The following is a 23,348-nucleotide window of genomic DNA, read 5'->3' as shown; positions in this document are numbered from 1 at the left end:
TTGGCGCGATGGTTTACCAGATGACCACCTGCTGGTCGCCAGCGCGGACCATCGGCGAGCCGGCCTTGCACTGGAAGGCGGCGGCGAAGGTCGGCAGGTTCGACGGCGCGCCCATCGCGCGGAACTGCGCCGGTGCGTGCGGATCGGTGGCCAGGCGGACCTTGGCGTTCTCCGGGGTGTACTTGGTGCGCCACACGGTGGCCCAGTTGAAGAAGAAGCGCTGGTCGCGGCTGAAGCCGTCGACCTTCGGGTCTTCCTTGCCGGCCGACGCCTTCTGCAGCGCGTCGTAGGCGGTGGCCAGGCCGCCCAGGTCGGCGATGTTCTCGCCCAGGGTCAGCTTGCCGTTGACGGCCTGGCCGTCCACCTTGTAACCGTCGAACTGCTTGACCAGCTTGCCGGTCAGGCCGCTGAAGTTCTTGGTGTCCGCCTCGTTCCACCAGTTCTCGAAGTTGCCGGTCGGCCCGAAACGGCTGCCCTGGTCATCGTAACCGTGGGTCATTTCGTGGCCGATGACCGCACCGATGCCGCCGTAGTTGAGCGCGTCGTCCGCCTTGGGATCGAAGAACGGCGGCTGCAGGATGGCGGCCGGGAACACGATCTCGTTCTGCAGCGGGTTGTAGTAGGCGTTGACCGTCTGCGGGGTCATGCCCCACTCCGTCTTGTCCACCGGCTTGCCGATCTTGGACAGGGCGAACTTGTAGTTGAACTCGTTGGCCGCGCGCACGTTGCCGAAGTAGCTGTCGCGACCGGTGCTCAGGCCGTTCCAGTCACGCCACTTGTCCGGGTAGCCGATCTTCGGGGTGAAGGTTTCCCACTTGGCGATCGCCTTGGCCTTGGTCTCGTCGCTCATCCAGGTCAGGCCCTGGATCCGCTCCTTGAGCGCAGCGGCGAGGTTCTTGACCAGTTCTTCCATCTTGGCCTTGGCTTCGGGCGAGAAGGCGACCTTGACGTACAGCTGGCCGAAGGCATCGCCGGCATCGTTTTCGATCGTGCCCAGCACGCGCTTCCAACGCGGCTTCTGTTCCTTCTGGCCGTTGAGGGTCTTGCCGTAGAAGTTGTAGTTCTCGTTGACGAAGGCATCGGCCAGGTACGGCGAGGCGCCGTCCACGGTGTGGAAGCGCAGGTAGGCGCGCCACACCGACGGGTCGGTGTCGCCCAGCGCCTTGCTCACTTCCTGGTGGAAGGAGGGGATGGCCAGCGAGAACGTCTCCGGGGTCGCGATGCCCTGCGCCTTGAAGAACTCGGTCCAGCTGAAGTTCGGGGTCAGCTTGTCCGCATCGGCCACGGTGACCGGGTTGTAGAACAGCGAGACATCGCGCGACAGCTCGACGCTGGACTTGGAGGCCTTGGCCAGGCGGGTTTCAAACTTCACCACGTCGGCGGCCTGCTTCTCCGCGTCGGCCGTGGCCACGCCCGACAGTTCCAGCACCTTGGCCACGTGGGCCTGGTAGGCCTTGAGCTTGTCGGCGTTCTTGGCGTCGGTGTAGTACGTGGTGTCCGGCAGGCCCAGGCCGCCCTGGCTGGCGTAGGCCATGTTCATGCTGGAGTTCTTGAAGTCCGCTTCCGGACCGAACCCGAACAGCACGTTGTCGCCCTTGGCGGCGCTGGTGCGCAGGTAGGCGGCGACGGCGTCCTTGCTCTGCAGGCCGTCGATGGCGGTCAGGTCGGCCTTGATCGGCTCGATGCCCTGGGCATTGATCTTGGCTTCATCCATGCCGGTGGCCCAGAAGTCGCCGACGATCTTTTCGATGCCGTTCGGGTTCTTGACCGCCGCGACCTGCTCGGCGAGCTGGTGCTGCACGGCGACCGAGCGCTCGTCCAGGATGGTGAAGGCGCCCCAGCTGGTGCGGTCGGCCGGGATCGCATTGGCGGCCAGCCACTTGCTGTTGACGTAGTCACCGAAGGCGCCGCAGGCGTCCAGGCTGGTGTCCAGGTCGGACGGGTGGAAGGCGTTGTAGGCCGGCAGCTTGCTCTCGTCGAGCTTGTACTCGGTGGCGGCAGCGGTGGTGGCCGGGGCAGCGGTGGAGGCCGCGCCGTCCTTCGCCGGGGTGTCGGTCTTGCCGCAGCCGACCAGCGCGGCCGAAACGGCCAGGGTCAGCAGGACGATCTTGGGATTGCGGATCACGTGGGTTGGCCTCCAGGCCTGGAATGCATCGGGGATGGCCCCCCACCGGGGAGCCGTGGGCCAGACGATACGCCGCTGGCTCGACCGGCAAGGGTGTCGAAGGTCATGGCCGATGGCAAGCGCGGCCTGCGTGCCACCGTCGGCCCGATCCGGCACGGTGGGCCGGCTGCCGCAGCAAAGCCCGGCCCGGCCGGCGACACGCCCGGCTGCGGCGGTGTATACAGCGGGCATGGCGAACTCTTCTGCGCAGCCGTGGGACGCGGTGATCATCGGTGCCGGGCACAATGGCCTGGTGTGCGCCGCCTATCTGGCGCGTGCCGGCAAGCGCGTGCTGGTGCTGGAGCGGCGCGGCGTGGTGGGCGGCGCGGCCGTCACCGAGGAATTCCATCCCGGGTTCCGCAACTCGGTGGCGTCCTACACGGTCTCGCTGCTGCAGCCCAAGGTGATCGCCGAGCTGGACCTGGCCGCGCATGGGCTGCGGGTCGTGCCGCGCCGGATCAACAACTTCCTGCCGCTGCCCGATGACCAGTACCTGCTCGCCGGCGGCGCGCTGACCCAGGCCGAGCTGCAACGCTTCTCGGCCCACGACGCCCGGCAACTGCCCTTGTACGAGCAGCGCTTGGAGGTGTTCGCCGACGTGCTGCGCGCGGTGGCCCTGCAGGCGCCGCCCAACGTCGGCGACGGCCACTGGCTGCAGATGCTGCCGCAGCTGTGGCGGGCAGGGCAGCTCGGGCGGCGGTTGCATGCGCTGGCGCCGGCGCTGCGCCAGGAACTGCTGGACCTGTTCACCATCTCGGCCGCCGAATACCTGGACCGCTGGTTCGACAGCGAGCCGATCAAGGCCCTGTTCGGCTTCGACGGCGTGGTCGGCAACTACGCCAGTCCATATGCGCCGGGCACCGCGTACGTGCTGCTGCACCATGCCTTCGGCCAGAGCAACGGGGTCAAGGGCGCATGGGGCCATGCAATCGGTGGCATGGGCGCGATCACCCAGGCGATGGCGCGTTCGGCGATGGCCGCCGGCGCGCAGATCCGCACCGATGCCGGAGTGCGCCGGGTGCTGGTGGAGGGCGGGCGCGCGGTCGGGGTGGAAACACTGCAGGGTGAACGGATCACCGCGCGTGCGGTGGTCTCCAACCTCAACCCCAAGCTGCTCTACGAACAGCTGCTCGGCGCTGGCGAAGTGCCCGCGGCCACGCGCGAGCGGATGGCGAACTGGCGGTGTGGTTCGGGGACCTTCCGCATGAACGTGGCGCTGTCGCGCCTGCCGGACTTCCGCTGCCTGCCCGGGCCCGGCGACCATCTCACCGCCGGGATCATCATCGCGCCCTCGCTGGACTACATGGACCGCGCCTGGGTGGATGCACGCACCCACGGCTGGTCGCGCCAGCCGATCGTGGAGATGCTCATCCCCAGCACGCTGGACGACTCGCTGGCACCGCCCGGCCAGCACGTGGCCAGCCTGTTCTGCCAGCACGTGGCGCCGCAGCTGCCGGGCGGCCGCCACTGGGATGATCATCGCGAGGAGGTGGCCGACCTGATGTTCGCCACGGTGGAGCAGCATGCGCCGGGCTTCTCGGCCTCGGTGCTGGGCAGGCAGGTGCTCAGCCCGCTGGACCTGGAGCGCATTTTCGGCCTGGTCGGCGGCGACATCTTCCACGGCGCGCTCAGCCTCAACCAGCTGTTCAGCGCCCGCCCGATGCTGGGCCAAGCCGATTATCGCGGCGCGCTGCCGGGGCTGTACCTGTGCGGGTCCGGCAGCCATCCCGGTGGCGGGGTGACCGGTGCGCCGGGGCACAATGCCGCGCAGGTGATCCTGCGCGGCTGAGGTGGCCGCTCACCGGCGGCGGTGCCGGGATTACTTGTGGTCAACCTTGGGCTGGATGTCTTCGGTCTGCGGCTCGAGCGCATCGGCCTGCGGTGCCACATCGGGAATGCGCGAACTGCGGCCCGGATCGGCCGGAACCGTGCTGACCGTGCCGACATCGACGCGGCCGACGCGCGGGGTCATCCAGATGCTGTCCTGGTACTGGCGGTACTTGTCCGGATCCCAGTAACGCTCGTCGTAGAACTTGGAGCCGTCGATCTGCTCGTCCACGCCGTTGGGGCCGGGCACGAATATCTTCACGTTGCTGGCGAAGCCGGTGCGGCTGCCGGTCATGCGGCGCCGTTCGCGGCGCATCGCCTGGTTCAGGCGCGGCATGGCCGCGTCATCGCCGAAGCGCGCATAGACCGCCTCGCCTTCGGCGATCGCCTGCGTCTGGCCGGCCGCATCCAGCGCCGCCCAGTAACGTTCGCGCAGCTCGATGAAGCCCTTGTAGCCACGTTCGGCGGCCAGGTCCATCCAGGCATACGCCAACGGCTTGTTGGCCGCGGTGCCGGTACCGTTCCAGAGCATCTCGGCCACCATCGCCTGGGACACCTTGTCCGAGTAGAAGCCGGCACGCTGGAAGAAACCGAAGGCGGCCGCCGGATCGTTGCCGCGCAGCTTTTCCATCCCGAGCATGCGGAAGCGCAGGTCCGGGTGGCCGTTGAGGAAGCCGGCGGTGATCATCACCGGATCGTCGGTGGGGTCGCTGGGCGCGGCGGCGGCAGCCTTGGCCTTGGTCGCCGGTGAGGCGGCCTGGGCCATGCCGGGCAGCAGCAGCACGACGGCCAGTGCGGCCCCGAGATAGCGTGGTGCGTTCATGTGCATCGTTCCTTGATCGTCCCATGCGGAAAACCTTGGGTGACATGCTCCATCCGTGCATGGGCCGGAGGCATGCGGCGTAGGTCACTAGGCCAAACGGCAGGGCGGGCGGCTGCAAGGCCACCCGCCCTCGCATTCTACTCAGCGCGTGCGCGCGGTTCCGATATGGCGGTCAAAGAACTCCAGCATCTTGGTGTACAGGTTGACCCGCGCCGGCACCCCGTAAAAACCGTGCATCTCGCCGGACTGGATGATCACGCCTTCCGGCGCATTGCCTGCCTCGGTCAGCGCCTTGGCCATCAGTTCGGTCTGTTCGGGGACGGCGCGCATGTCGCGTGCGCCAGCGGCCAGGTACACCGGGATGCGGACTTCGGCAGCACGCCTGGCCGGCGACGCCTTGGCACGTTCGGCCGGATCCACGCCATGGGTGCGGCGCAGGTAGCGCAGGCCCGACTCGCGCTGCGGGATGTCGCCCTTGGTAAACAACATATCCACGTCGTAGACGCCCACGTAACCGAAGGCACACTTGAACAGGCCCGGCTCACGGATCGGCGCCATCAGCGCCGAGTAACCGCCGAAGCTGCCGCCGTAGATGCACAGGCGGTCCTTGTCGGCCACGCCCTGGTCGATCGCCCAGTGGGTCGCGTCGAGGATGTCGTTCTGGATGCCGTCGGCCCATTGCCGGTGGCCGGCCTCCTCGAAGCCCTTGCCGAACCCGCCCGAGCCGCGGAAATTGACCTGCAGCACTGCATAGCCGCGGCTGGCCAGCAGCTGTGCTTCCGGGTTGAAGCCCCAGTTGTCGCGCGGGCCGATCGGGCCGCCGTGCGGGTTGACGATCATCGGCAGCGGCTTGCCTTCCGCGCCCTTGGGCACGGTCAGGTAGCCGTAGAGCTGGCGGCCGTCGCGCGCTTTGACGGTGAACGGCCTGACCGTGGCCATGCGCTTGGCATCGAGCCAATCGCGGCTCTGCAGCAGGAAGCGGGCCTGGCCGGTGGCACGGTCGAACAGGTACAGCTCGCCGGGGTTGGTGTCGCTGTAGACCGAGACCAGGATCTTCTTGCCGTCTTCGGTATAGCTGGAGAACTGCACCATCTGGTTGGGGAAGGCCTCGCTCAGCGACTGGTACAGCGCCGCATCCGGGTGTTCCTCATCGACCAGGGTGACCTTGGGCGAGCCAGCCTGGTTGACCACGCCGATCAGGCGCGTGTCATCGGTGCTCCACATCAGCTGCGACACGTCGGTGACCGGGTCCTGGAAGATGCGGTGGAACTGCCCGCTGGCGGTATCCAGCGTGCCGACCGCAGGCGGTGCCTTGCCATCGTCCTGCTCGGCGTACACGGTGCCGTCGGCGGTGGTGCGCAGCACGCGCAGGTGCTGGCCATCGGCCTTGGACGCGTTGATCAGCGTCCAGTTGGTGCCATCGCGGCGATACAGCTCGCTGCGCTCATCGTACTCGCCGCTTTCATCGCGGCTGGAACTGCACACCGCAAAGCGGGGCTCCTTGGCCGCATCCAGTGCGATATCGCAGTTTTCCTTCGGCGCACGCGCCATCGGGGTACGTCGGCCGCTGATGGTGTCCACGCTGACCACCTGGGTGCCGGCACCTTCGGACGAGCGCGGGTAGCGCACCTGCATGATCACGTTCTGGTCGTCGCCGCGCAGCGTGTCCAGCAGTGAGTAGGACTCGTTGCCCACGCTCTTGCCGCGCTGGGTCGCGTCGCGGGTGCCGTAGAAGATCACCGGGCGGGCCAGGCTGCCGTCGGCATTGACCGCGAACCACTCACCGGTCGGGAAGGGCTGGGCATAGCCACCCTGCTTCTTGACCGCGTTGAACATCAGCCGTTCGGGCGAAATCCAGTAGAAGCTGCCCACGCTCTTCTTGTCGGGCAGCTGGTTGACCTTGAGTACTTTCAGGTCGCTGGTGCGCAGGATGGTCAGCACGTCCTGGTCGCCCAGGTCCACGCTGATGGCGAGGTAATCGCCGTTGGGCGAGATCTTGGCCGAGCTGTAGCTGGCGTGCTTGGCGAAGTCTTCGATGGAATAGGCGGCCGTCGCGCCTGCGGGGGCGGCGAAGGCAGTGGCGGGCAACGCGGCGGCGAGCGCGAGCGCCAGCGGAGCCAGCAGCGAGGTCATCTTCATGATCGAGGTTCCTTGTCCTGGCCGGCGGTGGAAACGGCCGGGTTCCAAAAAAAAGGAAAGCCCGGTTCAAACCCGGGCTTTCCGATGCGTCCTTACCTCATGCAGCGAGGATCAGAACTTGTACTGCAGGCTCACGTAGAAGCGACGGCCGAGCGGATCGGCGCCGATGAACGGGTCGTAGAACGGGTACGTCGTGTTGCTGTTGTCCTTGCGGTACTGGTTGTCGAACACGTTGACCACCTGGAAGGTCGCCAGCACGTTCTCGCCGAACTTCTTGCCGACGCTCAGGTTCCACAGGAAGTACGGTTCCAGGCGACGCGAGTAGACACCGCCGGCGGCGTTGGTGCCGTCGGCTTCGGCATAGCTGAAGGCCGAGCCGTAACGGGTACCGAACACGGTGGTGGCCCAGTCGCCCTTGGTCCAGGTCAGGCTGCCGCGGGCGCGGCTGCGCTCGGGGTTGAAGTACTCCGGCGGCAGGTCGCGGTAGTCGATCAGCTCGTCGTCGGCGGTCTGCTGGTACTTGTTGGTCAGGGTCAGCGAGTAACCCAGGTCAACGTTGAAGCGGCCCCAGCGATCGGTGTCCAGCGTGTACTTGTAGCTTGCATCGATACCGCTGGTGTCCTGCAGCGCGGTGTTGATGTAGGCGTTGTTGATGCGCTGGATGCGGCCGTCGTCCGGCGAGCCGGGCAGGTTGGTGCGGGTGATCAGGCCAAGCACGTTTTCGCAGACCGAGGCACTCGGCACCGAGCGACCGTCGCTGGCGGTGCCCAGGCGGCACGCCGCTTCGGCGCGCAGCAGGTAGTCGTTGCTGAGCTGGGCAGCTGCGTCTTCCAGGCGGATGCGGTAGTAGTCAACCGTCAGCGACATGCCATCGGTGATGTCCCACACGAAGCCTGCGCCCCACGACTTGCCCTTCTCTTCGGTCAGGTTCGGGTTGCCGGCCACCAGGGTCTGCACCGAGTACTTGGTCGGATCGGAGGTCGGGGTGTTGCACTGGGTGCGGGTACGCGGGCCCTGGGCAGCGCCCGGACCGGTACCGGAACGGCAGGCGTACTCATCCAGCTCGGTGGTGTAGGACGCGGCACCGCCGGCGTAGATCAGCTGCATGTCCGGCGCACGGAAGCTGGTGGCGTAGCTGCCACGCACCAGCAGGTTGCTGAACGGACGCCATTCCAGGCCCAGGTTGTACGTGGTGGACGCGTCGACCGAGGAGATGTCGTCGTACTTGTCGTAGCGCGCCGCGGCATTGGCGTTGAGGCTGCTGAAGATCGGCACGCGGAACTCGGCGCCCACCGCGTAGCGGTCGCGGGTACCGTGGGTTTCACCGGAGCTGGTCAGGTTGTAGATGGTCTGGCCGTCGATCGGGCGCAGCTGGTCGGTGCGCGGGTCGCTCACCATGTCCATCTTCTGGCGGTTCCACTCCAGCACGCTCGCGAAGCCAACGGCGCCGGCCGGCAGTTCGAACAGGTCGCCGCTGATGTTGAACGCGGCGTTGGCCACGCTGGTCTCGGAGCGGTTGATCACGCGGGTCGCGAACGACTGGTAGATCTCCGGGGTGATCGGCGAGGACCAGCGATCCAGGTTCAGGCGGTGGATCGGGTAGACGCCCGCACCGGTGCCACCGGCGTTGCTGTAGCCCAGGACCGGGCCCAGGAAGTAGTCATGCACCGACTGCGCGAGCAGGCGCGGGCGGTCCATCTTGTAGTTGTAGTAGCCGTAGCCACCGGTGGCTTCCCAGTCGAAGCGGTCGGCGATGGTGCCACGCACGCCGGCGGCGAAGTCGTAGGTGTACTCGTCGTACTTGGTGCTGGCCGCATCGTTGCCACCCAGCTCGGCGGCGGTGAAGACGCGCTGCAGCTGCACGATGTCGCGCAGGCCGGCATCGTAGTAGTACGCGCTGGTGGCGCCGTTGGACAGGATGTTGAACTTGTCGCCCGAGGTGCCCCAGAACTCCGTGCCGGCGCTGGCCTTGGCGCTGGTGGTGTAGTAGTTGACGCTGGCCCAGCCCTGGGTGGTGTCGGTGAAGTCGAAGGTGCCGTAGCCGTACGCCGAGTAGAACTGGCGCTGGTTGGAGATCGAGCGCGCCGCGTTGCTGTCGTACGAGCCGCAGTAGGTGCCGCGCGCGGCGGTGGTGACCGTGGTGAAGCCCAGGGCGTCGCACTTGGCCTGGCCCGGGTAGTAGGCATTCTGGTTGACGGCACCGTTGGCCGAGGTCAGGCCGCGGATCGCGATCAGCGACAGGCCCGGGTTGGCGGTCTTGCCCAGCGGGCCTTCACGCAGGTCGGACAGCCACTCGCGCTGGTTGGCGTAGACCGCCTCGCGGTCGCTGTACTGCAGGGCCCACACCGCGCTCCAACGATCGCCGGTACGGCCGCCGGTCAGTTCCAGGTTGACCGTGTCACCGCCGCCTTCAGCGGTGGTGCCGGTGGTCAGACGGACCAGGTTGCCGTCGTAATGCTCGCGCAGCACGATGTTGACCACGCCGGCGACGGCGTCGGAACCGTAAATGGCCGAGGCGCCACCGGTCAGTACTTCCACGCGCTCGACGATGCTGCTCGGGATCGAGTTGATGTTGGCGACGTTGTTGTCGCGGTTGTACGGCTGCGGGTACTGCGCCGGACGGCGGCCGTTGACCAGGGTCAGGGTGTAGCCCGGGCCCAGGTTACGCAGGTTGACCACCTGCGCGTTGGGGGTGAAGCCGGTCACGGCCAGGTCGCCGGTGAACGAGGAGGTGGTGTTCTGGGTCAGCGTCTGCAGCATGTCGCCGACGGTCTGGAAGCCTTCGCGGTCGATGTCGGTGCGGGTGATCACGGTCACCGGCGCCGGGCCTTCGACGTCCGAGCGCTTGATGCGCGAACCGACCACGGAGACGCGGTCCAGGTTGGTGGCGTTCTTGCCACCGGCCTCGTTGCCGGCTTCCTGTGCGAACGCCGGAGCGACGGCCGAAACGACCAGCGCCGATGCCAGCGCAAAGCTCAGCGGGTTGCGGCTGAGCAGCGTGCGATTTGCCATGAATAGTTCCCCTTGAAATCAGTTCTGTGCGCCAGGTGACGGTGAGCAGGCCTTCTTGGCCGAACCGGACACCTTTTTGCTCCCGACGGGCCCGTACCGCTGCCCCCTGTAATCAGCTTCACAAGCCGATGACTCGAAGTTAACACGAGCTTAACTTGCGCTGTCAACTGTTCATCACCGCGTCATAAAGACACGATCGGCAAACCGCCTTGCTGCCGTTGGGTTTGCGCTGAAATATTCGCAAGTGATTGATTGCAAGGAATTTAGTTGCGCTTGCAACCATCCCCGGTGACCGCTCGCGGTGTCCCGGACTGGCGCTGGGGACAGTCCGGGCCATACACGGGGCGTTCATTTTCCTGGCTAAGAACAAATCGGAATAAGGGCGGTCCTGCCCCCTTCGCCCGGGTCCGCGGCCGGCGTGCGGCACAAAAAAAGGCCCCGCCGAAGCGGGGCCTTTCGTCGTGCGCGACGGCGGCGATTACTTGCCGAAGTCGTACTTCATCTGCGCATACACGGCGCGCCCGTAGATGCTGTAGAAGGCGCTGTTGTACGGCGTGCCGGAGGTACCCGGGTAGCTGTATGCCTGGCCTTCGGGCATCTTGTTGAACACGTTGTTGACCATCAGCGACAGGGTCAGGTCATCCTGGGCGCGATAGTTCACGCTCAGGTTGTAGGTGGTGTACGAGCCCCACTTGCCTGCGGCCTTGCCCGACGCGGTGTGCACGTAGTCGTAGCCATTCAGGCCGGCCAGGTAGTTCGGGGTCTTGCCCACGTAGTTGGCGTAGGCGGTGGTGGTGAACCTGCCGAGCGACCAGGCCACGGCGGCATCGCTGCGCACCTTGGCGTAGTTGTCGTAGTTCCACATCGCCACCGGGTTGCCCAGCAGGTCCTGGAAGTCCTCGCCCGGCTCGGACTGCACTTCACGCTTGAGCATGTTGGTGTAGTTGCCCGAGAACTGCAGCGCACCGAAACGGCCGATGTCCTGCAGGTACTTGAAGCCGACGGTGACGGCCTGCAGGTTCTGGCGAGCCACGTTCATCTTCGGCGTGTACAGGCTGCTCAGGTTGCCGGCGGCGTCACGCACCACCCAGTCGGCCACGTTCTGGCAGGTGGCCGAGGCGGCGTTGGGCAGGCTGTTGCGGCAGTAGTACTCGGCCAGCAGCAGCTGGTCGGTGCTGGCCGTGTCGACCTCGTTCTCGATCTTCCAGTTGTAGTAATCGGCCGAGATCGACAGGTTCGCCATCGGGGCCCAGACCAGGCCGGCGTTCCACACATCGGCGGTGATCGGCTCCAGGTCCGGGTTGCCGGCGCGCTCGGAGTACACCGAGACGCTGTTGTCGTAACGGCAGTCGGCGGTGTTGCCCGGCGCATAGCCCAACTGGCCGCAACGGTAGTAGTCGGTCGAGTTGTTGGCGTAGTAGCCGCTGGTGCCCTGGAAGGCATCGGACAGGGTCGGCGCGCGGAAGGCGGTGCCGTACTTGCCGCGGACCAGCAGGCTCTGCAGCGGACGGTATTCCAGGCCCAGGCTGTAGGTGGCCTTGTCGACGGTGTTGTCGGCGATCTTGAACGCGTCATAGCGACCGGAGGCGGTCACGGTGAGCTGTTCCAGCACCGGCATGCGCAGCTCGGAGGTCACCGCGTAGTTGCTGCGGTGGCCATTGCCGGCCACGGCCGACGAACCCCACGCCTGGCCATCGAGCACGCGCTGGTCGGGCGAGTAGTCCCAGCCTTCGCTGCCGCCTTCGACGACGACTGCAAAGCCGGCATCGCCGCCCGGCAGCGTGAACAGCGAGCCGTTGGTGACCTGCGCGCGCGCCAGGTTCTGCCAGGTGCGGCTGCGGTTGTGCGCGTAGCCGGTGAAGCTGGCGAAATCTTCCGGCGAGATCGCCGAGTAGAACGCGCCCCAGTTCGGGTTGTAGATGTCCCAGCCGTCTTCGTTGGTGCCCAGGCTCGGGCCCAGCACGTGTTCGGCGAAGTAGTTGTTGATCGGGTCCTGCCAACGCATGAACTTGTTTTCGGTGAGCTTGTACTCACCGCGGGTGAAGCTGGCGCTGTAGTCCCAGTTGCCGGCCGCGCCCTTGGCGCCCAGGGTGACCTGGTAGGAGCGGCTCTCGTCGCTGTTGAGCACGTCGTTGTAGCCCTGGCCACCGATGTCTTCCGGTGCGAAGGCGCGCTGCAGGTTGACCACCTTGCCCGAGGACTGGTCGTAGAAGCCGCCCATGGTGCTCTTGGTGCCCCACCACAGGTAGTTCGAACCGGAGGTGTACTCGGTCTTTTCCTTGCTGTAGAGCAGGTCGGCGAACAGCTGCAGGTTGTCGTTGACGTCGAAGGTCAGCGCGGAATAGAACTGGCCGCTGTCCTTGCCGTTCTTGACGGTCTTGTAGCCGGCGCCATACACCGAGCCGCAGGACAGGCCGGATGCGCGCGTGCCCATCACGGTGGTGCCACCGAACTGGCCGGCGACGCTGGCGCAGTTGCTCGGGTCCATCATGTACAGGCGGTTGGTATCGGCATCGATGACCGCGAAGTCATTGCCCGGCACCTGCGCGGTGTAGCCGTTGGCGTTGGTGGTGCGGGTGAGGTCGCGCTGGTAGCCCCAGATCGGGTTGCTCGACTCGATCTGCACGTTGACCAGTGCGTTGAAGCGGTCGTCGAACGCGCTGAAGCCATGCGCGGCGCTCAGGCGCACGCTGTTGCCGCCGCCTTCGGTGTAGCTGCCGCCACGCACGGTGACGGTGCCACCGTCCATGCGTTCCTTGAGGATGATGTTGACCACGCCGGCGATCGCGTCCGAGCCGTACAGCGACGACTGGCCGCCCGGCAGGACTTCGATGCGCTCGACGATGTCGATCGGGATGCCGCTGATGTTGTTGAACGTGTCGCCGCCGTTGTACAGCGCCGGGTAGGACATCATCGGGCGACCGTTGATCAGGTACTTGGTGTACCCCGGGTTCAGGCCGAACATGCCGGCCGCTTCAGCGCCCTGGGTGAACGAGGCGGAGGTCTGGCCGCCCTGCAGGCCACCGGTGGTCAGCGAGGACTGCTGCAGCACCTCGGCGACGCTGGTGAAGCCGCGGGTCTGGATGTCCTCGGCGGTGATCGACATCACCGGGGTCTGGGTTTCGAGATCGGTCTGCGGAATCAGCGAGCCGGTGACGGTGACCTTGTCGAGCGTCGTGGCCTTTTCCTGTGCCATGGCCGGAGCGGCTGCGGTGGCGATCAGGGCGGAGAACAGTGCAGCGGCGAGCGTGTTGCGACGTGCGGTAGAGCTGTAAGTCATCAATAGTCCAAAGTGCAGAAACGAGAACGCACCCACGCCAAGATTCCCTCCCGCAATGCGCGGAAAACGCTGAACGTAGTGCCACTCGAACCTAACATGAACTTAACGAAAATTGCATGGATTGCTAGCAATTGCGATTTCCAGTCAGCGTTGGTCAAGGTTGTATGATGTTTGGCTATTCGTGCCGTTTTCTTTCGGAGTCATGCAGTGAGCAGCAGCCAGACGCGTCGTCCCCATGCCAGCCAGGTGCAGAAGGGCCTCAGCCCGCATCCGCGCATCCGCAACGTGATCGCGGTGGGGTCGGGCAAGGGTGGGGTGGGCAAGTCGACCACCGCGGTCAACCTCGCCGTGGCGCTGGCCAGGCTCGGCGCGCGCGTGGGTCTGCTCGATGCGGACATCTACGGCCCGAGCGTGCCGGCGATGCTGGGCCTGAGCGGCCGCCCGGAGAGTCCGGACAACAAGTCGATCGAGCCGATGCGCGCGTTCGGCGTGGAAACGATGTCGATCGGCTACCTGATCGAGGACGAGACGCCGATGATCTGGCGCGGCCCCATGGCCACCTCGGCGATGACCCAGTTCTTCAATGACACGTTGTGGGATGACCTGGACTACCTGCTGATCGACCTGCCGCCGGGCACCGGCGACATCCAGCTGACCCTGACCCAGAAGATTCCGCTGGCCGGGGCGGTGATCGTGACCACGCCGCAGGACATCGCCACGCTGGACGCGAAGAAGGCGCTGAAAATGTTCGAGAAGGTGGAGGTGCCGGTGCTGGGCATCATCGAGAACATGGCCGTGCATACCTGCAGCAACTGCGGCCAGGTCGAGCACCTGTTCGGCGAGGGCGGCGGTGAGCGCATGGCGGCGCAGTACGGCGTGCCGTTGCTGGGATCGCTGCCGCTGGAGATCGGCATCCGCGAGCAGGGCGATGCGGGCACGCCGATCACCGCGGCAGCGCCGGAGTCGACGGCGGCGCAGGCCTACCTGCGTGCGGCCGAGCGGCTGGTCGAGGAAATGGGCAAGCGTCCGCGCGCGAGCATCCCGATCCTGTCCTCGCTGATCTGAGCGCGGCTGCCCTGGCGGCGCGTGGCGCCCGGCCCGGCTCTGCCGGGCCGTGTCCTGCCCGGGCCAGGGGCGGCGCCGCTGGTCGCGGCGGGGGCGGCTGTTTAGAATCGTGGCCCGGGCGCCCGTTGGCGGTGCCGTTGTTCCTTTCGCACCCAGGACCCCCCATGAGCATCAAGAGTGACCGCTGGATCCGTCAGATGGCCGAACAGCAGGGCATGATCGAGCCGTTCGAAGCCGGCCAGGTCAAGCAGGCCAACGGCCAGCGCATCGTCAGCTACGGCACCTCCAGCTACGGCTACGACGTGCGCTGCTCGCGCGAGTTCAAGGTGTTCACCAACATCAACTCCACGATCGTGGACCCCAAGCACTTCGATCCGGGCAGTTTCGTGGACATCGTCGGCGACGAGTGCATCATCCCGCCGAACAGCTTTGCGCTGGCGCGCACGGTGGAATACTTCCGCATTCCGCGCGATACGCTGGTGGTGTGCCTGGGCAAGAGCACCTACGCGCGCTGCGGGATCATCGTCAACGTGACCCCGCTGGAACCGGAGTGGGAAGGCCACGTCACGCTGGAATTCAGCAACACCACGCCACTGCCGGCGCGCATCTATGCCAATGAAGGCGTGGCGCAGATGCTGTTCTTCCAGGCCGACAAGTACGACATCTGCGAGACCTCCTACAAGGATCGCGGCGGCAAGTACCAGGGCCAGACCGGCGTCACCCTGCCGCGCACCTGATCACCACGCGGGTGGCGCGGCGCACCTGGTCAATCCCCGGGCGTGCGGCCGCGTCCGGGCCTGGTAGCGCCGAGCGTTGGTCGGCTGCCTCTGCGGTTACCGTTACCCTTCAATGGTGGCGACCACAAAAAAGCGCGGCGTACGCCGCGCTTTTTTGTGGCCTGGTCCGGAGTCCGGCAGGTAACCGGACTGTCAGTAGACCCAACAGCATTGGACCAACGGTCCGCCCTACTTGCCGCGACCGAACAGCAACCCGATGCCGACCGCCACCAGGATCACGGGCCACCAGGTAAGGATAAGGCGACCCAGGTTCATGTTGGTCCAGCCCAGGTTGCTGGCCAGCAGGAACAGGCCGACGACGATCAGGACGATGGCAGCGACGAGGTTGGAACGCATCAGGGGCAGGGTCCGCTAGGGCTGGGGCGAATATCCTAGCCGTTCCTTCCAGTAGGCGACACGTTCGGACAGCACCTGGCCGTCGTAACGGTGCGCCTGGCCCTGGCCCCACACCGGTCCGGGCCAGGCCGGATCACCGACGTGGCGGCCGATCACGTGGAAGTGCAGCTGGCGCACGATGTTGCCCAGCGAACCGATGTTGATCTTCTCCACCCCATCGGTGCCCTTGAGCGCCTTGCAGGCGCGGTTCAACTCGGTCCGCAGCTTGTCCTGCTGCTCCCCGTCCAGGTCGATCCACTCGGTGATGCCGGCCAGGCGCGGCACCAGGATCAACCAGGGGTACCGCTCGTCGTTCATCAGTCGCACTTGCGACAACGGCCCTTCTGCTACCAGTACGCTATCGGTGGCCAGGCGTGAATCCAGTTCGAACTCGCTCATCCAAGATGCTCCGCAAAGAAGTCCAGGGTGCGTTCCAGCGCCAGGGCGGCGCTGTCTGGATCATACGCATGTCCGACGCTGCGGTTGAAGCCGTGGTCGGCCGGGTAGACGAAGGTGGCCATCTGCGGCAGCTTCTCGCGATGGGCCGCCACCGCCTCCGGCGGGATGCTCTTGTCCTGCGCCCCGAAGTGGAACATCACCGGCGCCTTCGGCGTTTCATCCAGGAACTGCACGTTGCGCGCGCCGTAATAGCTTACCGAGGGCAGGCCCAGCCGCAGCGCCGACAGCAGCGCGATGCTGCCGCCCCAGCAATAGCCCACCGTGCCGACCTTGCCCGCCGGGGCCAGCCGCGAGGCCGCCGCGCGCACCATCTCCAGGGCCCTCTCCACGCCCAGCGCGTCCACCCGCTCCAGCCCCTGCTTCACGCCCTCGGGGGTGTAGGGCAGGGCATCGGGGTCGGCGTCCACCCCGTCGATGAGGTCGAAGAACGACGGGGCCAGCACCGCATAGCCCTGCGCCGCAAAGCCCTCGGCCACCTCGCGCATGTGCGGGTTGACGCCGAAGATCTCCTGGATGACCACCAGCCCGGCCCGGGGCCTGCCCTCCGGGGTGGCCTGCCAGGCGCGGACCGGACCGTGATGCGTATCGAGCGTGACCCACTCACCCATGATGCGTGACTCCTGTTGGTTCAGGCATTCATTATCCGGCCGCCACCGGTTAGCGGGATGTCAGCGGCCATGCCGGATCGGGCGGCATCGTCGCGATCCGATTCAGGGGGCGGGGCGCAACGCCGGTATACTTGCCGCCGTTTCCGGCCCCAGGTCCCCACGCCATTCCGGCATGGGCCCAGGCCCCCAGAGTCCCGCGATTCCATGTCCCAGCTGAACCCCAAAGTCGGCTTCGTCAGCCTTGGCTGCCCGAAGGCCCTCGTCGATTCCGAGCGCATCCTTACCCAGCTGCGGTCCGAAGGCTACGACATCGTCCCTTCCTACGATTCGGCCGACGTGGTGGTGGTCAACACCTGCGGCTTCATCGATTCGGCCGTGACCGAGTCGCTGGATGCCATTGGCGAGGCGATGAATGCCAACGGCAAGGTGATTGTCACCGGCTGCCTGGGCAAGCGTCCGGAACAGATCCGCGAGGCCTACCCGAACGTGCTGGCCGTGTCCGGCCCGCAGGACTACCTGAGCGTGATGGAGGCCGTGCATGCCGCGCTGCCGCCCAAGCACGATCCGTTCGTGGACCTGGTGCCCGACTACGGCATCAAGCTGACCCCGCGCCACTACGCGTACCTGAAGATTTCCGAAGGCTGCAACCATAAATGCAGCTTCTGCATCATTCCCTCGATGCGCGGCAAGCTGGTCTCGCGCCCGGTCGATGAAGTGCTGCGCGAAGCCGAGCGGCTGGTGCGCGGCGGCGTGAAGGAACTGCTGGTGGTGTCCCAGGACACCTCGGCCTACGGCGTGGATGTGAAATACGCCGAACGCATGTGGCGCGACAAGGCGTACCAGACCCGGCTGAAGGCACTGTGCGAAGGCCTGTCCGAACTGGACGCCTGGACCCGCATGCATTACGTCTACCCGTACCCGCACGTGGACGAGATCGTGCCGCTGATGGCCGAGAACCGGATCCTGCCGTACCTGGACATCCCGTTCCAGCACGCCAGCCCGCGCATCCTCAAGCTGATGAAGCGCCCGGGCGCGGTCGACAAGACCCTGGAGCGCGTGCAGCGCTGGCGCCAGCTCTGCCCGGACATCACCGTGCGCTCGACCTTCATCGTCGGCTTCCCCGGCGAGACCGAGGCCGAGTTCGAGGAACTGCTGGGCTTCCTGGACGAGGCGCAGCTGGACCGCGTCGGTGCGTTCGCCTACTCGCCGGTGACCGGTGCCACCGCCAACGACCTGCCCGATGCGGTGCCTGAGGAAGTGAAGCAGGAACGCCTGGCCCGCTTCATGGCCCGCCAGGCGGAGATTTCCGCCGCGCGCCTGGAGGCCAAGATCGGCAGCGTGCAGCAGTGCCTGGTCGATGCGATCGAAGACGGCATCGCGGTGGCTCGTTCCAAGGCCGATGCGCCGGAGATCGATGGCCTGGTGCATATCCAGAATGCCGAGGAAGCCAGGCTGCGCGTGGGTCAGTTCGTCGATGTCGAGATCACCGAGAGCGACGAGCACGACCTGTACGGCGATGCACTGATCGTGGAAACGGCGCGCAAGCCGTTCGATCTGCAGGTGCTGTGACCGCGGCGGCGGTCGATGCCGGTGGCACGCGCCGCCGTTTCATCGCACCGCCGCGTGGCGCGGTGGCCGCGGACGTCTTCGCCCAGCCGCTGTTTGCCGGCGTTTCCCGCTACGCCGATCTGATGACGGCGGCCGACTGGCCGACCGTCGCGGCGCTGGATGCCCGACTGATGCTGCCGGGCCGTCAGCTGGTCGAGCAGGACGAGGCGCTGCTGGCCGACGGCCTGCATTACGAGCAACGCATTGCCCAGGGCCGCATCGCCACGCGCGCGGAGAACTGGCACGACCTGTTCAACGCGCTGGTGTGGGCGCGCCATCCGGCCATCAAGAAGGCGCTCAACGCGCGCCAATGCCTGCACATCGGCTGCCACGGTCCGCGGCAGCGCAACCGTGCGCAGGCGGCGCTGACCCAGTTCGACGAAACCGGCGTGATCGTGCGCGTCCACGATCCGGCGATGGTGCAGGCCTGGGATCGGCATGACTGGGCGGCGATGTTCGTGGACGGAGCAGGGCGCTGGCGCAGCGGCGAAATCGCCGTGGCGGCGGTGATCGGGCATGCCTTGATGGAGCAGGCCTTGCTGCCGGGGCGTCTGCTGGTGGGCAAGTGCGTGGTGGTGTGCGCCGACGAGGACGCGTGCGCCGTGGCGCAGGTCGCGCAGATGATCGAGAGCGGTTGCGTCCTCGACGACCCGCTGGAACTGCGGCCGTTGCCATTGGCCGGCATTCCGGGCTGGCATCGGCGGCAGGATGCGGCGTTTTACCGGCAGGCCGACTACTTCCGGCCGCTGCGCGAGGGCCGGTGCTATCCCGCGCCCACGACGCGGGTGACACGCACACGGCAGGGTAGGTTGCCCAGCACCCGCCGATAGCGCTGCACCACGCGCGGTGACGCCGTGCGTTGAACGGCGCAAACGCCTCAGCCCACGCCGTACTCCACCGCGAGGATCGCAAAGCCGGTGCGCCCGCTGGGCAGTTCCACCTCGAATTCTTCGTCCACGCGCTTCTTCAGCAGCGCGCGCGCCAGCGGCGAGTCGATGCTGATCCAGCCGGTGGCGGCGTCGGTCTCGTCCGGGCCGACGATGCGATACCGGCTCACATCGCCGCTGTCCACGTTCTCCAGTTCCACCCATGCCCCGAAGAACACCGCCTGCGGGTCGCTCGGCGTGGTATCGACCACGCGCAGTGATTCCAGTCGCTTGGTCAGGTAGCGCACGCGGCGGTCGATCTCGCCCAGCTGCTTCTTGCGGTAGGTGTACTCGGCGTTCTCCGAGCGGTCGCCTTCCGCGGCCGCGGCGGCCAGTGCCTTGACCACCTCGGGACGGCGCACGCGCCACAGGTCATCCAGCTCATGCTTGAGTCGCTGGTGGCCCTGTGCGGTGATCAGGGCCGTACTTTTTTCCGCAGGGGGGCGCCAACGCGACATCGGGTCTGTCTGTGCTCTTCGAAAGGTGCCGCGGCAGGCGGCGCGGCACCGAGTATCAGCGTTTGCCGCCGAACAGGCCACCCAGGATGCCGCGCACGATCTGGTTGCCCAGCTTGGCGCCGACGGTGCGGGTGGTCTGCTTGGCCATCGTTTCAATCATGCCCTGGCGGCGCTTGGTGCCGAAGATGGCGTCCTTGATCGACTGCCCGAAGCCGCCTTCCTGCTGGTCGTCCTGCTCGCGGGTGCGGGCCTTGGGCGCATCCGCCTGTTCGACCGCCTTCTGCGCGCGCTGGGCCAGCAGTTCGGCGGCCGATTCGCGGTTGATGGCGGTGTCGTAGCGGCTGCCGACCGGGCTGCCGGCACGCACCTGGGCGCGCTCGGCCTCGCTGATCGCGCCCATCCGACAGCGCGGCGGTGCAATCTGGGTCTGCTGCACGGGCGAAGGAATGCCCTTGTCCTGCAGCGTCGAGACGAGGGCTTCGCCGGTGCCGAGCTTGGCCAGTACGGCGGCCACGTCCAGCTTCGGATTGGGGACGAAGGTTTCGGCGGCGGTCCGCACCGCCTTCTGGTCGCGCGGGGTGAAGGCACGCAGCGCGTGCTGCACGCGGTTGCCGAGCTGGCCCAGGATATTGGCCGGCACGTCATCGGGGAACTGCGAGCAGAAGTACACGCCCACGCCCTTGGAGCGGATCAGGCGGACCACCTGCTCGATGCGCTGGACCAGCGCCGGCGGGGCGTCGTCGAACAGCAGGTGGGCCTCGTCGAAGATGAAGACCAGCTTGGGCTTGTCCAGGTCGCCCACTTCCGGCAGCGTCTCGAACAGCTCCGACAGCAGCCACAGCAGGAAGGTGGAGTACAGCCGGGGCTTGAGCACCAGCTGGTCGGCGGCCAGGATGCCGATCACGCCACGGCCATCGTGGTTGACCCGCATGATGTCGGCCAGTTCCAGGGCCGGCTCGCCGAAGAAGGCTTCGCCGCCATCCTGGGACAGGCGCAGCAGCGAGCGCTGGATCGCCGCCACGGTCTGCGCGCTGACCAGGCCGTATTCGGTGGAGATGTCCTTGCGCTCGTCGGCGACCAGGCCGAGCAGCGCCCGCAGGTCGTCCAGGTCGAGCAGCAGCAGGCCGCGGTCGTCGGCCAGCTTGAACACGATGTCGAGCACGCCGGACTGGGTGTCGTTGAGTTCCAGGATGCGCGCGAGCAGGGTGGGGCCCATTTCGCTCACGGTGGTGCGCACCGGGTGCCCCAGCTTGCCGTACAGGTCCCAGAAAATGGTGGGGCTGGCCGCGGGCGCGTAGTCGCTCACGCCGATTTCGGCGGCCCGCTGCAGCAGTGCCTCGCTGCCCGCGCCGGGCACGGCCAGGCCGGACACGTCGCCCTTCACGTCGGCCAGGAACACCGGCACCCCGATCCGCGAGAAACCTTCGGCCAGGGTCATCAGGGTGACCGTCTTGCCGGTGCCGGTCGCCCCGGCCACCAGGCCGTGGCGGTTGCCCAGGCGGGGTTGCAGGGTCACGGCGATGTCGTCGGTGATGCCTTTGCCGAGCAGGATCGGATCCATGGTCAACTCGCTGGTGGACGTGCGGTGTGGGGAGGGTATCTGAATAGGCTGGATTCTAAACGTCGGCGCAGGTCCGGCTGCCTGCCGGGTTGCCCCGATGCAAGCGGCGCGGCTACTCTGCCCCTTCTTTCGCACACAGTGCCAAAAATGCCCGTTCCTGTCTTGCTTGTCCGTGGTTGGCCGCTGTTGGCGCTGGCTGCGATGCTGTCGTTCGTGCCCGAGGCACATGCCCAGCGGGTTTCCGCGCGTGATAAGGCCAAGATCGAGGCGCTGGACCAGCGCATGGCCGCCGCCGAAAAGCGCTACCGCGACGCGCTGGTGCTGGTGGCCAACGCCGATCCGAAGGGCAAGAACGAAGGCGATGCCGCGCTGGAGGACATGGAGGACGTGATCAGTGCCTGCGTGGCCCAGAAGGGCTGCCAGGTGAGCAACATGCTGCCGGCCTACAAGCGCCTGCTCAAGGACAACGCCGATACCCGCGACAGCGACGACGCCACGCTGGCCAGCGATGGCGGCCTGCTCGAGGCCGACCCGGACCACACCAGTCCGCTCGCCGCCGACGTGCCCGAGGCCGCGCGCGCCGCGGCACTGTTGAATGACAAGCGCCACGCCTTCGACAGCATGGTGGAGTACAACCCGGCCGTGCAGGCCGGCATCCGCCGCTGGCTGACCGACATGCGCCCGGCGTTGATGACCACCTACGAGAACTACCAGAACCTGCGTGCGGTGATGTGGCCCGAGTGGGAAAAGCGGGGCCTGCCAGAAGCGCTGCTGTTCGGGATCATGGCCAAGGAGTCCAATGGCCGCGTGCATGCCTCTTCGCGTGCGGGCGCCGCCGGGCTGATGCAGTTCATGCCCGCTACCGGGCGTCGCTTCGGGCTGGGCCCGGACGGTACCGGGTTCGACACCCGCTTCGATGCACGCAGCGCCGCCGAGGCCAGCGCGACCTATCTCAATGAACGCATGCGCGAGCTCAACGGCAACGTCGAGCTGTCGCTGGCCGGCTACAACGGCGGCGAAGGCCGCGCCGCGCGCGTGTTCAAGCAGAGTGGCGGACAGGGCTTCTGGGTGGATAGCGTGTACAACCAGTTCCCCGGCGAAACCAAGGACTACGTGCCGATGGTGATCGCCGCGGCGTGGATCTACCTGCACCCGCAGCAGTACGGCGTGGAGTTCCCGAAGATCAGCGCGCAGCCGGCCACGATCCGCCTGGTCAAGTCGACCAGCATCTATGAGCTGACCATCTGCCTGGGCAGCGCCGGCACCCGCGACGGTTACATGCGCGCGCTGCGCAACCTCAACCCGCGGTACGAGGCCGACGGCTGGATCCCGGCCGGCACCACGATCAACGCCACCACCCGCATCGCCGGTCTCTACAACCGCTACTGCGTCAGCGGTCCGCGTGCGGACCTGGCGCGCACCTTGATCACCGCCGACCTCAATGCGGCGATCGTGCGGCCGAGCGCGGCCAGCTATACCGGCAACGTGGCGGTGGGCAGCGTGGTGCCGGTGGCGCAGGTGCAGGCCACGGCCGTGGCCGCCACGCCGATCGCGCCGGTGGCCACGCCGGCCGCCAAGCCGAAGGCCAAGGCCAAGCCGGTACGCAGCCACAAGGTCGGCAAGGGCCAGACCCTGGGCGCGATCGCCGACAAGTTCCAATGCGACGTGCGCGAGCTGGCGCGTGCCAACGGGCTCAAGGCGCCGGCCTACGCGCTCAAGCAGGGGCAGGTGCTCAAGCTGCAGGGCTGCGACAGGTAAGCGCCGCCGGAAAGGAGTAGGCTGCCGGCATTACGCCTGCAGCCCGCGCGCTGCAGCACATCCATCGCCGGCCGGGGCTGCGTGCCACGGCCCACAGGTAGACGCACACAGGACAGCAAGATGGATATCACCGCGATCAACGAGATGTTCGCCAACATCCGCGAGAACACCGATTGGGACCTCAATGGCCCGATGCTGTGGGGCTATTTCTTCGTCAACACCACCCCGGAGCCGCTGACCGGCCTGTCCGAGAAGCTGGTCGACATGGGCTACACGCTGGTGGAGATCTTCGAACCGGACCTGGAGGAAGGCGAGGCGCCGTACCACGTGCTGCACGTGGAGCGCGCCGAGGTGCACGACGAGGCGTCGCTGGATGCCCGCAACCACGAGTTGCAGGCGCTGGCCGAGGCCAATGGCGTCGAGGATTACGACGGCATGGACGTCGGCCCGGTCGAGATCTGAGCGGATCGGATCACGTCCAATGAAAA

The 23,348-nt window shown here is 66.8% G+C and carries 17 protein-coding genes; 7 read left to right on the top strand and 10 right to left on the bottom strand.

The window, feature by feature from the left end:
- Positions 1 to 13: 13 nt before the first annotated feature.
- Positions 14 to 2,125: a M13-type metalloendopeptidase gene (locus tag M2421_RS08500; protein ID WP_259205775.1), complete on the bottom strand. Its 2,112-nt coding sequence runs from the start codon at positions 2,123 to 2,125 to the stop codon at positions 14 to 16.
- A gap of 229 nt (positions 2,126 to 2,354) precedes the next feature.
- Here M2421_RS08500 and M2421_RS08495 point away from each other — a divergent pair, with 229 nt between their 5' ends.
- A complete protein-coding gene (locus M2421_RS08495) occupies positions 2,355 to 3,953 on the top strand; it encodes an NAD(P)/FAD-dependent oxidoreductase (protein ID WP_259205773.1) in 1,599 nt (532 codons plus the stop codon).
- Positions 3,954 to 3,983: 30 nt separating this feature from the next.
- On the opposite strand, the gene M2421_RS08490 is transcribed toward M2421_RS08495, so the two are convergent.
- The 4 genes from M2421_RS08490 to M2421_RS08475 form a co-directional block, all read right to left on the bottom strand.
- Positions 3,984 to 4,814 (bottom strand): SEL1-like repeat protein, encoded by an 831-nt coding sequence (locus tag M2421_RS08490; protein ID WP_259205772.1) that lies wholly within the window; start codon positions 4,812 to 4,814, stop codon positions 3,984 to 3,986.
- Between the two features lie 141 nt (positions 4,815 to 4,955).
- On the bottom strand, positions 4,956 to 6,953 hold the full coding sequence (locus M2421_RS08485; protein ID WP_259205770.1) for a prolyl oligopeptidase family serine peptidase: 1,998 nt from the start codon (positions 6,951 to 6,953) through the stop codon (positions 4,956 to 4,958).
- A gap of 111 nt (positions 6,954 to 7,064) precedes the next feature.
- On the bottom strand, positions 7,065 to 9,965 hold the full coding sequence (locus tag M2421_RS08480; RefSeq protein ID WP_259205767.1) for a TonB-dependent receptor: 2,901 nt from the start codon (positions 9,963 to 9,965) through the stop codon (positions 7,065 to 7,067).
- A 478-nt stretch (positions 9,966 to 10,443) separates the two neighbouring features.
- A complete protein-coding gene (locus tag M2421_RS08475) occupies positions 10,444 to 13,245 on the bottom strand; it encodes a TonB-dependent receptor (RefSeq protein ID WP_259205766.1) in 2,802 nt (933 codons plus the stop codon).
- A 207-nt stretch (positions 13,246 to 13,452) separates the two neighbouring features.
- Here M2421_RS08475 and apbC point away from each other — a divergent pair, with 207 nt between their 5' ends.
- Together apbC and dcd are read left to right on the top strand one after the other, a co-directional pair.
- A complete protein-coding gene (gene apbC, locus M2421_RS08470; RefSeq protein WP_259205763.1) occupies positions 13,453 to 14,310 on the top strand; it encodes an iron-sulfur cluster carrier protein ApbC in 858 nt (285 codons plus the stop codon).
- A 164-nt stretch (positions 14,311 to 14,474) separates the two neighbouring features.
- Positions 14,475 to 15,047 (top strand): dCTP deaminase, encoded by a 573-nt coding sequence (gene dcd, locus M2421_RS08465; RefSeq protein ID WP_259205762.1) that lies wholly within the window; start codon positions 14,475 to 14,477, stop codon positions 15,045 to 15,047.
- 228 nt (positions 15,048 to 15,275) lie between these two features.
- On the opposite strand, the gene M2421_RS08460 is transcribed toward dcd, so the two are convergent.
- Genes M2421_RS08460 through M2421_RS08450 form a run of 3 tightly spaced genes read right to left on the bottom strand, consistent with a single transcriptional unit; the run spans position 15,276 to position 16,549 of the window.
- A complete protein-coding gene (locus M2421_RS08460; RefSeq protein ID WP_259205760.1) occupies positions 15,276 to 15,443 on the bottom strand; it encodes a DUF5668 domain-containing protein in 168 nt (55 codons plus the stop codon).
- A 15-nt stretch (positions 15,444 to 15,458) separates the two neighbouring features.
- Positions 15,459 to 15,881 (bottom strand): HIT family protein, encoded by a 423-nt coding sequence (locus M2421_RS08455; RefSeq protein WP_259205759.1) that lies wholly within the window; start codon positions 15,879 to 15,881, stop codon positions 15,459 to 15,461.
- Positions 15,878 to 16,549: a dienelactone hydrolase family protein gene (locus M2421_RS08450; protein ID WP_259205755.1), complete on the bottom strand. Its 672-nt coding sequence runs from the start codon at positions 16,547 to 16,549 to the stop codon at positions 15,878 to 15,880. The genes M2421_RS08455 and M2421_RS08450 overlap by 4 nt, the downstream gene beginning before the upstream one ends.
- A 204-nt stretch (positions 16,550 to 16,753) precedes the next feature.
- Between M2421_RS08450 and rimO the strand changes: the two genes are divergently transcribed.
- Complete coding sequence (gene rimO, locus M2421_RS08445; RefSeq protein ID WP_259205751.1) at positions 16,754 to 18,118, top strand: 30S ribosomal protein S12 methylthiotransferase RimO; 1,365 nt, start codon at positions 16,754 to 16,756, stop codon at positions 18,116 to 18,118.
- Positions 18,115 to 18,987, top strand: coding sequence for a DUF3025 domain-containing protein (locus M2421_RS08440; RefSeq protein WP_259205750.1), 873 nt, complete (start codon positions 18,115 to 18,117; stop codon positions 18,985 to 18,987). The genes rimO and M2421_RS08440 overlap by 4 nt, the downstream gene beginning before the upstream one ends.
- Positions 18,988 to 19,034: 47 nt before the next feature.
- Here the strand turns inward: M2421_RS08440 and greB are convergent, their stop codons facing one another.
- Together greB and M2421_RS08430 are read right to left on the bottom strand one after the other, a co-directional pair.
- Positions 19,035 to 19,541, bottom strand: coding sequence for a transcription elongation factor GreB (gene greB, locus M2421_RS08435; RefSeq protein WP_259205749.1), 507 nt, complete (start codon positions 19,539 to 19,541; stop codon positions 19,035 to 19,037).
- Between the two features lie 55 nt (positions 19,542 to 19,596).
- On the bottom strand, positions 19,597 to 21,102 hold the full coding sequence (locus M2421_RS08430) for a DUF853 domain-containing protein (protein WP_259205746.1): 1,506 nt from the start codon (positions 21,100 to 21,102) through the stop codon (positions 19,597 to 19,599).
- A gap of 147 nt (positions 21,103 to 21,249) precedes the next feature.
- On the opposite strand from M2421_RS08430, the gene M2421_RS08425 reads away from it, so the two are divergent.
- Positions 21,250 to 22,860 (top strand): transglycosylase SLT domain-containing protein, encoded by a 1,611-nt coding sequence (locus M2421_RS08425; RefSeq protein ID WP_259205739.1) that lies wholly within the window; start codon positions 21,250 to 21,252, stop codon positions 22,858 to 22,860.
- Positions 22,861 to 22,980: 120 nt separating this feature from the next.
- Positions 22,981 to 23,322 carry a ribonuclease E inhibitor RraB gene (locus tag M2421_RS08420; RefSeq protein ID WP_259205736.1) on the top strand — a complete coding sequence of 114 codons (342 nt, stop codon included), beginning with the start codon at positions 22,981 to 22,983 and terminating at the stop codon, positions 23,320 to 23,322.
- The last annotated feature ends 26 nt before the right edge of the window (positions 23,323 to 23,348 follow it).

This window comes from Stenotrophomonas sp. BIGb0135 (assembly GCF_024810105.1).
GTDB lineage: Bacteria > Pseudomonadota > Gammaproteobacteria > Xanthomonadales > Xanthomonadaceae > Stenotrophomonas > Stenotrophomonas maltophilia_AB.
This window is presented reverse-complemented; position numbering and strand designations above follow the sequence as displayed.